The sequence below is a fragment of the Allobranchiibius sp. CTAmp26 genome (assembly GCF_017565405.1).
In the GTDB taxonomy this organism is placed as follows: domain Bacteria; phylum Actinomycetota; class Actinomycetes; order Actinomycetales; family Dermatophilaceae; genus Allobranchiibius.
Map to the genome: position 1 here is coordinate 38,059 of NZ_JAGEKR010000015.1, position 12,864 is coordinate 50,922.

Annotated in this window: 11 protein-coding genes; 3 read left to right on the top strand and 8 right to left on the bottom strand. The window is 69.2% G+C overall.

Annotated features, from left to right (window positions below; translation table 11 throughout):
* Positions 1 to 65: 65 nt before the first annotated feature.
* Genes J4030_RS18525 through mtrA form a run of 3 tightly spaced genes read right to left on the bottom strand, consistent with a single transcriptional unit; the run spans position 66 to position 4,304 of the window.
* Complete coding sequence (locus J4030_RS18525) at positions 66 to 1,889, bottom strand: LpqB family beta-propeller domain-containing protein (protein ID WP_208049218.1); 1,824 nt, start codon at positions 1,887 to 1,889, stop codon at positions 66 to 68.
* Complete coding sequence (mtrB, locus tag J4030_RS10715) at positions 1,886 to 3,595, bottom strand: MtrAB system histidine kinase MtrB (protein ID WP_208049219.1); 1,710 nt, start codon at positions 3,593 to 3,595, stop codon at positions 1,886 to 1,888. Before mtrB ends, J4030_RS18525 begins: the two co-directional genes overlap by 4 nt.
* Before the next feature lie 31 nt (positions 3,596 to 3,626).
* On the bottom strand, positions 3,627 to 4,304 hold the full coding sequence (gene mtrA / locus J4030_RS10720) for an MtrAB system response regulator MtrA (protein WP_208049369.1): 678 nt from the start codon (positions 4,302 to 4,304) through the stop codon (positions 3,627 to 3,629).
* 159 nt (positions 4,305 to 4,463) lie between these two features.
* Between mtrA and J4030_RS10725 the strand changes: the two genes are divergently transcribed.
* Complete coding sequence (locus J4030_RS10725; RefSeq protein WP_208049220.1) at positions 4,464 to 4,958, top strand: OsmC family protein; 495 nt, start codon at positions 4,464 to 4,466, stop codon at positions 4,956 to 4,958.
* A gap of 136 nt (positions 4,959 to 5,094) precedes the next feature.
* Here the strand turns inward: J4030_RS10725 and ahcY are convergent, their stop codons facing one another.
* Positions 5,095 to 6,531: an adenosylhomocysteinase gene (gene ahcY, locus J4030_RS10730; protein ID WP_208049221.1), complete on the bottom strand. Its 1,437-nt coding sequence runs from the start codon at positions 6,529 to 6,531 to the stop codon at positions 5,095 to 5,097.
* 268 nt (positions 6,532 to 6,799) lie between these two features.
* Here ahcY and J4030_RS10735 point away from each other — a divergent pair, with 268 nt between their 5' ends.
* A complete protein-coding gene (locus tag J4030_RS10735; protein WP_208049222.1) occupies positions 6,800 to 8,431 on the top strand; it encodes an HNH endonuclease signature motif containing protein in 1,632 nt (543 codons plus the stop codon).
* A 41-nt stretch (positions 8,432 to 8,472) separates the two neighbouring features.
* Entirely contained in the window at positions 8,473 to 8,901 is a 429-nt protein-coding gene (locus J4030_RS10740) for a nitroreductase/quinone reductase family protein (protein ID WP_208049223.1), read from the top strand.
* Here J4030_RS10740 and J4030_RS10745 read toward each other — a convergent pair whose 3' ends face one another.
* From J4030_RS10745 to J4030_RS10760, 4 genes are read right to left on the bottom strand one after another with little or no spacing between them, the layout of a single operon-like run.
* Positions 8,902 to 9,657, bottom strand: coding sequence for a metallophosphoesterase (locus J4030_RS10745; protein WP_208049224.1), 756 nt, complete (start codon positions 9,655 to 9,657; stop codon positions 8,902 to 8,904).
* Positions 9,654 to 10,604 carry a cation diffusion facilitator family transporter gene (locus J4030_RS10750; RefSeq protein WP_208049225.1) on the bottom strand — a complete coding sequence of 317 codons (951 nt, stop codon included), beginning with the start codon at positions 10,602 to 10,604 and terminating at the stop codon, positions 9,654 to 9,656. The genes J4030_RS10745 and J4030_RS10750 overlap by 4 nt, the downstream gene beginning before the upstream one ends.
* Positions 10,605 to 10,624: 20 nt before the next feature.
* On the bottom strand, positions 10,625 to 11,998 hold the full coding sequence (locus tag J4030_RS10755; RefSeq protein ID WP_208049226.1) for a mycothione reductase: 1,374 nt from the start codon (positions 11,996 to 11,998) through the stop codon (positions 10,625 to 10,627).
* 43 nt (positions 11,999 to 12,041) lie between these two features.
* Positions 12,042 to 12,839 carry a tryptophan 2,3-dioxygenase gene (locus tag J4030_RS10760; RefSeq protein ID WP_208049370.1) on the bottom strand — a complete coding sequence of 266 codons (798 nt, stop codon included), beginning with the start codon at positions 12,837 to 12,839 and terminating at the stop codon, positions 12,042 to 12,044.
* Positions 12,840 to 12,864: the final 25 nt, after the last annotated feature.

Sequence of the window (12,864 nt, forward strand, 5' to 3'; positions counted from 1 at the left end):
GGTGTGGACCACTCGCGGCGCGCGACGGGGATGTGGATTGCCTGCCGGCCACCGGCTCGTGATGTTCAGGTGCCGGGTGCCGCCAGGTCGTCGGCACCGGGTATCCGCGCCCAGCCGGCACCCTGCCGCGTCCACACGCTGCCGCGGTGGTCGAGCACGTAGATGTCGTCCGGGCCGCTGCCCCCTGACACCACGTTCTGCACACCCGACGGCGCGCCGACGATCTCCGGTTGACCGCTCAGTGGCACGAGCGCGATCTGGTCCGCACCCCGGGCGCGTCCCTTCGCCGGCGCGGTTGCACCGAGGACCCCCAGCGTGGCGTCGTCGAGCCATGCGACATCACTGATGGAGGCGATGCCGACCGGCATGACGACCGGCGTGCCGATGGCCGTGGGCGCGCCGCGCGCATCGCGCAGGAGGCCGGCCACCCGCACAGAGGTACGACCCTCATCGTCCTGCACCACCATGGCCACCCTGGCGCCCTCGGCCGACACCTTCAGGGCCAGGAGGACGGACCGGCCTAGCCACGGCACCGACAGCCGACGGGCGCCGATCCGGGACCCCGCCGTCGTGTCGGCGGCCCACACGCCGGCACCGGACGCGGCCGTGCCGCGTCGCGGTGTGCCGGAGATGCCGGCCAGCAGGGCGGTCGTGCCGGTGAAGGTGGGCCGGGTCAGGTTGCCCGCGAACGTCGGCACGGTGTGCAGCGTGCGGCCGACCCACACCCCCAGGGAGCGACGATCGGTCGACAGCGCTGCGACCGCGCCGCCGGAGGCGTCGGCGCTCAGGTCGTAGAACTTCGAGCCGACCACCGGAAGCCGTGCCGGGGTGGCGCCCGTGTCGCCGGACCCCCGCAGCGGACCGCTCGCATCGGAACGCTGCCGGGTCAGCACCGACCCGTTGCGGATGATGAGGGCCGCATTCGGGGAGCTCGCCACCTGGTAGCCGAGATCCGCGGCGCTCATCGGCTGGGCGGGCAGGTGCGGTGCAGCCAACCGGTTGCCGCGGACCGTGAGCTCCACCCGTGTCACCGATGGCACCACCGCGAGGTTCGACGTCATCGCCGTGAGGCTCGCCGTCATCGCGGCCCACAGCGCCGTACGGGTGGCAGCGTCCGCCCGCTGGGCCGACGCCGTCAGGTCGATGGAGGCCACATTAGTGTTCGGGTCCACCGGCACTGCGTTGATCGCGAGCCCGATGTGGGACTGGCTCGGGGTACGCAGGACCCCGCGCAGCCAGGGCGGTGGCGCGGCCAGCACCGCGCGGGCGACGGCCGTGGCCAGACCGGCCGACGGATACCACTGCACGTCGGGGACGAGCACTCGCGACGACGCACTGGGGTAGTAGATCCGCTGAGCGGTGAAGACCTGCTGGAAGTTGGCGTCACTGATCCATGGGCGGAAGCCGGTCGGCAGGCTGCTGACCCGCCACTGACCGCGGACCTTGGTCACCCCGAACGACGCGTTGAACCTGACGCCCGGCACACGGGCACTCACATGCCCGGTCGTGTCGAGCACCGCCTGCTGCACCGCGGACACCACGACCCGCCCGGACTTCGGCGCCGCCACCCGGAAGTCACCCGCACCAGTGATGATCGCGCCCTCGGCGGGCTGCCACTTCGCTGAGGCCGTCGCGGTCATGTACTGACGTGCAACTCCGTAGTCGTCGTCCAGGCTGACCCCGGCCAGCAAGAAGGAGTTGACGACGTCCTGGGGGCTCTGCCCGTCCACAGGACCCAGGACCTGGACATCCACGTGGGGCGCGGCGGCGTTGTTGATGGGCTGCTCGGCATGGACCGCGCCGCTGGTCGGGAGTCCAGCGCACCCGGTGAGGGTGACCGGGAGCAGGAGAGCCCATAGCCAGCGGACGCGAACGGCCCCGACCCTCACGACCGGTCCCTCTCCATCCGAGTGATCTCAGCCGCAGCCTGGGTGGAACCGGGGGCGGTCCTGGTACCGATGGTGAGGCTGTCCGCCTGCGGCATGATGCGGCCGACGGCGGAGTCGTCCGGCGCCAGGTTCAGCGGTGAACGGGCGATGGGGACGCCGGTCTTCGCCGGCAGCGTCAGCCGGAAGCAGGCGCCCTGGCCGGGTTCGCCCCAGGCCTGCAACCAGCCGTCGTGCAGGCGGGCATCGTCCAGCGAGATCGACAGCCCGAGGCCGCTGCCGCCCGTCGTACGGGCGCGGGCCGGATCGGCGCGCCAGAAACGGTTGAAGACCCTGGCCGAGTCACCCGGGGCCAGGCCGACGCCGTAATCGCGCACGGACACGGCGACCGCAGTGGCGTTGCTGCCGACCGTGATGTCGATGGGTCGGCCCTCGCTGTGCTCGATCGCGTTGCTCACCAGGTTCCGCACGATGCGCTCGACGCGGCGCCGGTCCATCGGCGCGATCGCGGGCCGCCGTCCGTGCACGCGCAGCCGCGTGTGATTGCGGGTGGCGAGGGACTCGTACCCGTCGCAGACCCGGCGTACGACGTCGCGGATGTCGACCGGCTGGTCCTGCAGAGAGCTGGCGCCGGCATCGAACCGGCTGATCTCGAGGAGGTCGGTGAGCAGCGTCTCGAACCGATCGAGCTCACGGTTGAGCAGCTCCGCCGACCGGGCCACCGGCTCGGCGAAGTCGGCCCGGCGGTCGTGCAACATGTCCGCGGCCATCCGGATGGTGGTCAGCGGGGTGCGCAACTCGTGCGACACGTCGGAGGTGAAGCGTTTCTGCAGGGTCGACAACTCCTCCAGCTGCCGGATCTGGCGCTGCAGACTGTCCGCCATCCCGTTGAAGGACGTCGCGAGGCGCGCCAGGTCGTCCTCGCCCCGCACGGGCATCCGCTCGTTGAGCGCGCCGTCGCTCAACCGCTCGGCGACGTGTGCCGCGGAGCGCACGGGTGCCACCACGAGGCGGGTCACCAGGTAGGCGAGCGAGGCCAGCATCAGGATGAGCAGCACACCACCTACGGCGAACGCGCTCTTGACGATGCCGAGCGTGTCCTCCTCGGCGTCCATCGGATAGACCAGGTAGAGGTCGTAGGCCCCGGCGCCGGGCACGGTCACCTGGGCCCCCACCATCACGGCCGGGATGTGTCCGGTGCCATAGGCGTAGCGCGGCACGGTGACGATCTGGGTCTGCTGATGCTGCGGATCCTTCAGGACGGCCTGCAGCAACGCCCGCGGTATCACGGTGTTCCTGGGCCCGGTGCTGACCTTGCCCAGGCGCTGGGTGACCGAGCCCAGACCCTGCTCGAAGATCACCCGCCGGGACAGGTCGTCCCCCGGGGACGCCACCGACTGGACGGTCTGCCGGACGAGTTGCTCCAACGAGGCGTGATCGGGCTTGTCGCTGGCGCTGAGGTACTTCTGCGCGGTGGCGCGCTGCGACAGCGCGTCCTGCTCGGAGGAGTGCACCTTGTTGTCCACGAGGCCGTCGGCGATCCGCTGGTACATGTAGCTGCCGAGCACGAAGGTGAGGACCGCCCCCGCAGTCACGGTGATGATGATGACCCGCGCGTGGATGGAGCGGCGCCAGGTGCGGCGCAGCAACCGCCAGGCGCGACCCACCCGGGAGGGCCGCGCACCGGTCAGCAGCGCCGTGTCGCTCATGGGGCGTCGGCCGCCCGGGCGCCGCCGCAGCTCATGCCGGACCCGCCTTGTAACCCACCCCGCGGACCGTGAGCACGATCGTGGGATTCTCCGGGTCCTGCTCGACCTTGGAGCGCAACCGCTGCACGTGCACGTTGACCAGGCGCGTGTCCCCGGCGTGGCGGTAACCCCACACCTGGTCCAGGAGCACCTCGCGGGTGAAGACCTGCCAGGGTTTGCGCGCCAGTGCGACGAGCAGGTCGAACTCCAGCGGCGTCAAGGAGATCGCCGTTCCTGCGCGGGTGACCTTGTGGCCCGATACGTCGATGTCCAGGTCGGCAAGGGTCAGGTGCTCGGTCTCGGGCTCGTCGTTGCGGCGCAACCTCGCCCGGACGCGAGCGATGAGCTCCTGCGGCTTGAACGGCTTGGTGATGTAGTCGTCGGCGCCGGACTCCAGCCCCGCGACCACGTCGATCGTGTCCGTGCGGGCGGTCAGCATGACGATCGGGACGACGGACTCCGAGCGGATGGCGCGGCATACGTCGACGCCGCTCATCCCCGGGAGCATCACGTCGAGCAGCACCACGTCGGGCGAGCTGTCCCGGAACGCCTGCATCGCCTTGGCGCCGTCGGCGCAATGGCTCGTCTGCAGTCCTTCGCCGCGCAGGATGATGCCGAGCATCTCCGCCAGCGAAGGGTCGTCGTCGACGATCAGGACCTGTCCCCTCATGGGCATCGAGCAGATCTCCCTCTCATAGGACGACGTAGCGGCAAGTTTCCCACAGTGCGAGACGCCCCCTGACGAGACCAGGGATTCGCGTCCGGCTTGAGATAACGTTATGTTTTCTCATTGATATCCATAACTTATGGACACCGTACATTCGACGACATGACTGGAGACACCATGACGACCACCGTGAAGCCCACCGTCGTTCCCTTCACCGTGACCGGCACCGGCACGGGCGTGGCCCAGTCCGTGCAGGCCGGCGGACACCACTTCGAGACGGACGCCTACCCCGCGTTCGGCGGCAAGGACGAGGCCCCGAGCCCGCTCTTCTACGTGCTCGCAGCGCTCAGTTCGTGCAACCAGGTGACGGCGTCCCTGGTCGCGAAGGACCTCGGCATCTCCCTCGGCGCGTGGGACTTCGAGGTCGTGGGCGACCTGGACACCGCGGTCCTGGTCGGCGGAGCCGAGGGCAACGCCAACTTCGACAAGGTGACCGTGCGTGTCACCGTGCAGACCGACGCGGACGATGCGCAGTTCGAGAAGCTGGCCAGCGAGACCGAGCGGCGCTGCCCCGTCTCCCAGCTCTTCGTGCGCAGCGGTGTCGAGTTCGACAACGCGTGGGTGAGGGCGCAGCTGCCGGTGGCGGCGACCGCCTGAGACCCGTCGTACGCAGAAGGCGGCCCGAGAGATCACTGATCTCCCGGGCCGCCTTCTGTCATTCACAGCACGTCGTAATCTCGCTGTCGGGGTCCCCGCGAAGTATCGGAGCGCAGCGGAGAACTTCGTGGGGTGACTAGTAGCGGTAGTGCTCCGGCTTGTACGGGCCGGCGACGTCCACGCCGAGGTACTCGGCCTGGCCCTTGGTCAGCTCGGTGAGCTGCACGCCGAGCGCGTCCAGGTGCAGCCGCGCGACCTTCTCGTCCAGGTGCTTCGGGAGCACGTAGACCTGCTTCTCGTAGTCACCCGGCTTCGTGAAGAGCTCGATCTGCGCGATCGTCTGGTTCGCGAAGCTGTTGGACATCACGAACGACGGGTGGCCGGTCGCGTTGCCCAGGTTCATCAGGCGGCCCTCGGACAGCACGATGATGCTGTTGCCCGAGGTGAAGGTCCACTCGTGCACCTGCGGCTTGATCTCGGTCTTGGTGATCCCGGCCACCTTGGCCAGACCGGCCATGTCCAGCTCGTTGTCGAAGTGCCCGATGTTGGACACGATCGCCTTGTTCTTCATCTTCGACATCTGCTCGGCCGTGATGACGTCGAAGCAGCCGGTCGTGGTGACGTAGATGTCGGCGATGTCCAGCACGTCGTCGAGGCGGGCGACCTGGAATCCCTCCATCGCGGCCTGCAGCGCGCAGATCGGGTCGACCTCGGTGACGATGACGCGAGCGCCCTGGCCCGCGAGCGACTGCGCGCAGCCCTTGCCGACGTCGCCGTAGCCGCAGACGACCGCGACCTTGCCGCCGATGAGGACGTCGGTCGCGCGGTTGAGCCCGTCGATCAGGCTGTGCCGGCAGCCGTACTTGTTGTCGAACTTGGACTTGGTGACCGAGTCGTTGACGTTGATCGCCGGGAAGAGCAACTCGCCCGCACGCGCCAGCTCGTAGAGGCGGTGCACACCGGTGGTGGTCTCCTCGGTGACGCCGCGGATGCCCTCGGAGATCGTGGTCCACTTGTGCGGATCGGTCGCGATGGTGCTGCGAACCAGGTCCTTGAAGACCGCGAACTCCTCGGAGTCCGCCTCGGTCGTCGCAGGCACGGCGCCGGCGAGCTCCCACTCGCGGCCCTTGTGCACCAGCATCGTGGCGTCGCCGCCGTCGTCCAGGATCATGTTGGGACCCTCGCCACCGGGCCAGGTGAGGATCTTGTCGGTGCACTCCCAGTACTCGGTGAGCGTCTCGCCCTTCCAGGCGAAGACGGGCACACCCTGCGGGTCCTCGACGGTGCCGTTCGGCCCGACGACGGAGGCGGCGGCGGCCTCGTCCTGGGTGGAGTAGATGTTGCAGGACGCCCAGCGGACCTCGGCGCCCAGCGCGGTGAGCGTCTCGATGAGGACGGCAGTCTGCACCGTCATGTGCAGCGAACCGGCGATGCGCGCGCCCTTGAGCGGCTTGCTCGTGCCGAATTCCTCACGCAGGGACATCAGGCCGGGCATCTCGTGCTCGGCGAGGCGGAGTTGGTGGCGGCCTGCTTCGGCGAGGCTCAGGTCTTTGACCTTGTAGTCGAACGACACAGTGCTCGTTCTCCTTCCGCCACGGCAGCAGCCATGGCTGATCGAAATGGTCTGATTGATGGACCCGGCGCGCCCTGCTGGGCTGCGTGGCACGGGTTATCACCCACGCCGGCATTCGCGATTCTACCGGCGATCGGTCCCGGCCGACGACTGACTCGGTGCGGCACGTAGCGTCTCGGCCCGCTCAGCGCTGAACCTGCACTCTCCCGCAGGGACGGAGGCTTCCGGGAGCCCAGGCGTTGTCGGTGGTCGGTGCTTGTATGGGGACATGAGTTCGAACGCCGCGGTGCTGACGCCGCCCGACCCGCGCACGACGCTGTCGCGCGTGGTGGGCCGACTCAATGCAGCGCACGCGGATCTCGTGACGCTGGTCGCGCAGGTGATCGAGGACGAGTCCTGGGCGCTCAGCGGGATCCGTTCCCCGGAACACTGGTTGACCTGTTACGCGGGGCTGTCGCACGGCGACGCCGCACGGATCACCGACGTCGCGCGGCGCGCCCGGTCGCTGCCGTCCCTGGCCCGCGGCCTGGAGGAGGGCGAGCTGTCGATCGGGCAGGCAGCAGTGATCGCCAAGTACACCCCCGACGGCTTCGATGACGGCGTGGTCGAGCTCGCGCGGCACGCGACGGTGACACAACTGCGCCGGGCACTCGGCCGGTACGAGTTCGCATCCACCGCGACGCCTGCGCAGGCAACGCCGCACGACCCGTTCGACCCCGCGGTGCTGCGCCCGCAGTTGTCGATGCAGACCCGCGACGGCCGCTTCCATCTCACCTACGAGGCGCCGGCCGACGTCGGCGCCCTCGTGCAGCGCGCGATCGTCGAGGCCAAGGACGCGCTCTTCCTCGCCGGTCAGCCGCAGGTCACGCTGGCGGACGCGTTGACCGAGGTCGCGACCCGCTCCCTCGACGCAGGCGGCGCGCTCTCGAGCGGTCGAGCCGGAAAGTTCCGGATCTACCTGCACCTGGACACCTCCGGTCGTGGATGGGTCACCAAGGGCGGCTCCCTGCCGCGGCACCTGCTGCGCAAGTGGTCCTGTGACGGACTCGTCCAGCCGGTCTGGGAGACGGAAGGGTCGCCGGTCAACGTCGGCCGCACCCAGCGGATCGTGCCGCGGCGCACTCGCCGTCTGGTGGAGGACCGCGACGGCGGATGCCGTCACCCCGGATGCTTCGCGACCCACCACGTCGAGTGCCACCACGTGACGCACTGGGCCGAGGGCGGCGACACCGATCTCAACGGCCTGATCAGCCTGTGCCCGTACCACCACGACCGGCACCACTGCGGAGACTTCGCGATCGAGCCGGTGCACGGTCACCCTGGCCAGTTCCGGTTCCTGGACCGCAACGGCGTCACTCTCGGGCCCGTTCCCGGGATCCCGCCTGATCCCGCCATCGAAGCAGACGTCACCCCGTACCGCGGAGCATCCGGCGAGGCGCTGCATCCCGACTGGGTGCGGTTCGCGCCGAACCCGTCAGCAGCCGAGGTGCTGGACTTCCGTCGGCTGTGGGTGCTCGCGGGCGGCACCGGCGAGCCGCCCGATCTCGAGATGCGCGAGTATCCGGACACCAGGCCGATCGAGCCCCGACATCCACATCTCGCGCTGGCTAGAGTCGACGGTATGAGCGATGAAACCCCCCAGCAACCGATCCCCGACGAGCTGAAGATCGACGTCGACCAGGACAAGCTGGCGAAGTGGGACGAGGTGAGCGAGGAGTACGCCGGCGAGGGCGACGAGGAGAAGCACCGCCCGGTCTTCACCGACGACTCCGCGAAGGACGGCCGGGAAACCAGCGGCGCCTCCCAGGACCAGGCAGGCGACGCCAGCGGCATCGGCATCAAGGACGACCAGGAGCGCCCCGACGAGGACGAACCGGATCAGGCCGCCGCCGACGCGTGACGGATTCCCCGTAGGTACAGACCGGCAACGCAGGAGGCGGCATGTCCGACTGGAACGCAACGATCATCGAGGAGTTCCGCAGCAACGGTGGCACGGTGGCCACCAACGGATTCGGACGGTCGTTGGTGCTCGTTCACAATGTGGGCGCCAAGTCGGGCGTCGAACGCATCAATCCGGTGGCGGCCATTCCGCAGGACGACGGGTCCTGGCTCATCGCGGCGTCTGCTGCGGGGGCGGACAAGAACCCGGCCTGGTACCACAACCTGCTGGCACGACCGGATGTCACGATCGAGAAGCCCGACGAGGGCGGCGGGATCAGCACCGTTGCGGTGACCGCGGTCGACACCGGCGACGGGCGCGACGCGGCCTGGGCGCAGTTCACCGCGATGTCGGACGGCTTCAAAGGCTACGAAGCGAAGACGAGCCGCGTCATCCCCGTTCTCCGGTTGGTGCCCCGGCCCGCCGCCTGACTATCGCCAGCCCGGTTGCCGGGATCGGTACACGCCGGTGCGCAGCTCGGTCGCCCAGAACGACAGACCGGGCATCCCGACCGCTTCGGCCACTCGGACCTCGGCCTCCACGTCGTACGGCACCCGCACGAACTGCAGGCCGAACGGGCTCGGCCCGTCGCCGCCGATGTCACCCTCGAGGACGGCGTACGACGGAATGGGCTCGTCCAGCGCGTTGCCGACGCTGCCGACGTTGAAGAGGGTCCGTCCGTCATGGACGCTCAGGTAGGCGTCGTGGATGTCGCCGTACCCCACGACCGAGGGTGCCGGCCCGAAACCGGTGAGGGGGGTGTTGGCGAACATCCCGTCAAACTCCAGCGGCGACAGGTCGGCGTGCACCTTCGTGTGGACGTCACCAGCGCTGGCATGCAGCAGGCGCACCCGGCGGCCGCCGACCAGCAGGTCGTGCGACAACGGCAGGGCGCGCAACCAGGGCCACTGATCGGGGCGCAGCTCCTCGCGCCACCACCACAGCGTGGGATCGCGGTACTGCGGCCTCTCGGCGGGCAGGAAGTCCTCCCAGTTTCCCCGCAGGTTGACCTCGCAGACCTCACGGCACAGATCGGCCACCTGCTGTCCCCGCGGGCCCTTCCCGACGAAGTCCCCCAGGTTGACGATGCGGGTGATCCCCCGGGCGGTGATGTCGTCCAGCACCGCGCGCAGCGCCGTCAGATTGCCGTGCACGTCGGAGATCAGGGCGATGCGCTCGCCCGTCACGGTGCGGGCGAGACGTCGAGATCCGGCTCGAGGTACATCACGAGCCGCAGGTCGGGCGCGCTCGCGCGGGCCCGCTCCTCGGCCGCGTCGATGGCGTGCGCGACCTGGGCGCCGGTGTCGGCGGCGCCGACCGCTATCTTCGCCGCGACCAGCAACTCCTCCGGACCGAGGTGCAGCGTCTTGGCGTGGATGACCCGGTCCACCCCGGGTGCGCCCTCGATCGCCGCGACGATCGAGCGGGCGACGGCGGGGCTCGCCGACTCCCCCACGAGGAGGGACTTGGTCTCGATCGCCAGGACGACGGCGACCGCGACGAGCAGCAGACCGATGAGTCCGGTGCCCGCGGCATCCCAGTACGAACTACGCGTCAGCACCGACAGGACCACGCCGAACAGCGCGAAGACCAGGCCGATCAACGCCGCGAAGTCCTCGAGCAGGATCACCGGCAGCTCGGGCGCCTTGGCCTTCCGGATGAACTCCAGCCAGGAGGACTCGCCGCGGTGCGGGTTGCTCTCGCGGACCGCCGTACGGAAGGACATCCCCTCCAGCACGATCGCTGCGAGCAGGACGACCAGCGGCACCCACCACCAGTTCTGATCGAGACCCGGCCGCTCCCCCTTGCCGGCGTGCGCTTCGTGCGCCTTGTGGTACGCCTCGTACAAGGCGAAAAGGCCGCCTAGGCTGAAGAGCACGATCGAGACCACGAAGCCGAAAACGTAGCGCTCGCGGCCGTATCCGAACGGGTGCTCCGGGGTGGCTGCCTTCTTCGCACGCTTCCCGCCGACCAGCAGCAACAGCTGGTTGCCGGAGTCGGCGAGGGAGTGGATCCCCTCGGCGAGCATCGAGCTCATCCCCGTCAGCGCGAACGCGATCAACTTGGTGACCGCGATGCCGAGGTTGGCACCGAGCGCCGCGACGATCGCCTTGTTCCCACCGTCGGTCGACATGGGCGCAGTCTAGGTGGGGCTCAGTCGTCGAACTCCAGCCCCAACAGCGCGTTCTCGACCACTTCCGCCAGCGCCGGGTGGATCCAGTACTGCCCGCGCGCCATCTCGGGTGCGGTCAGTCCGAACGACATCGCCTGGATCGAGGTCTGGATCAGCGAACTGGCATCGGGGCCGAGGAAGTGCGCGCCGATGAGGAGCTTGGTCTTCTTGTCGGCGATGAGCTTCACGATGCTGGTGGTGTCCTCCATGGCCCACCCGAACGCGACGTCCCCGTACTTCTGCACCTTGACCGTGATGTCACGCCCTGTCGCGCGGGCCTGCTCCTCGGTCAGCCCGACGGAGGAGATCTGCGGCCGGGTGAAGACCGCTTGCGGGACGAAGCGATGGTCGAAGGACTGCAGGTCGTCCGGGTGCGCGAGGTTGTGCGCGACGATCCGCGCCTCGTGGTTGGCCACGTGCTTGAGCTGGTACGGCGAACTCGCGTCCCCCAGGCTCCAGATGCCCTCGGCCGACGTGCGGCCGTGCGGATCGACGACGATCCGGCCGTCCGGATAGGTGTCGACGCCCGCGACGTTCAGATGCAGCGACGGGGAGTTCGGTGCCCGCCCGGTCGCGACCAGCAGCACCTCACCCTCGATCCGCGAACCGTTCCCGAGGGTCAGCGCGACCCCACCGTCCACCGACTCGGCGCTCACCAGCGGCGAACCCAGGTGTACGTCCCATTGCCGGCGGGCCTGCTCGGTGAAGGCCTCCGAGATGTCGGCGTCCTCCTTGGTGAGCAGCTGTTTGCCGCGGGCGACGACCTTCACGGTGACGCCGAGGGCGGAGAAGACATGGGCGAACTCGGCGGCGATGAACCCGCCACCGAGGATCACCATCGAGGACGGCAGCCGCTCCATCCGCATCACCGTGTCGCTGGTGTGGAAGGGAACGCCGGAGGACGTGATCTCCCCGGGGACCACGGCGTGTGTGCCGCTGGCGAGCACGATCTGGTCGGCCGAGACCTCCTCCTCACGACCGTCGACGGACACCGTCAGGGTCTTGGGGCCGGTGAAGCGCCCCTCACCGAGGTAGGCCGTGGTGTTCGTGCCGTTGACGCGGTAGTCCTTGCCGCCCTGCGCGATCGGGTCGATCCGACCGAAGATGCGATCCCGGATGTCGGGCCAGCGCACTCCGTCCAGATGCGCGTCGACGCCGTACGTGCCCGCGTCGCGGACGGTGTCGGCCACCTCAGCGGCGTAGACGTACATCTTGGTCGGGATGCACCCGACGTTGAGGCAGGTGCCGCCGAACAGGCCCTTCTCGATGATCGCGACGGATTTGCCGTCGAAATCGGGGGTGACGAGAGAGTTGCCCGAACCGCTACCGACGATGGCCAGGTCGAAGTGAGTCACGGTGCCAGCGTAGGGCGGGGGTTCTCCCGGCAGGACCGGGAGGTCAGCGCCCCTGCGCGATCTGTCCGCGGACGGTGTAGAGCTCCGGGAAGAACGTCTGGTCCAGCGCCCGCCGCAGGAACGCCACCCCGCTCGATCCACCGGTGCCGGGCGCGCCGCCGATGATGCGCTCGACCGTCTTCAGATGCCGGAAGCGCCAGAGCTGGAAGTTGTCCTCCAGGTCGACCAGTTCCTCGCACGTCTCGTAGATGTCCCAGTAGCGCGCCGGGTCGGAGTAGATCTCGTGGAACACCTCGACGATCGCGCCGTGCGGCACGTACGGCGTCGCCACATCGCGGGCCAGCACCTCCTGCGGTATCGCGAACCCGCGCCGGCCGAGCAACTGCAGGAACACGTCGTAGATGCTCGGTTCGCCCAGCATCCCGGCGAGCAGGTCGCGCGCGCCCGGCTCGGCGTCGAACACCCGCAGCATGTCGGCGTTCTTGTTGCCGAGCAGGAACTCGACCGCGCGGTACTGCACCGACTGGAAACCGGACGAGGTCGCGAGGAAGGTGCGGAACGTCGCGTACTCGCTCGGGGTGAGCGTCGCCAGCACCGACCACTGCTGCGTGAGAGTGGCCTGGATGTGCTTGACGCGGGCCAGTCGCTTCAGGGATGCCTGCAACTCGTCGGCCGCGAACAGGTCCCGCGCAGATCGCAGCTCGTGCAGGACGAGCTTGAACCAGAGCTCACTGGTCTGGTGCTGGATGATGAAGAGCAACTCGTCGTGCTGCGGCGGCACCGCGCGCGGGTGCTGGGAGGCGAGCAGCGTGTCCAGGCCGAGGTAGTCGGCGTACGACATCGCGGCGGCGCGGTGCGGGTCGGTG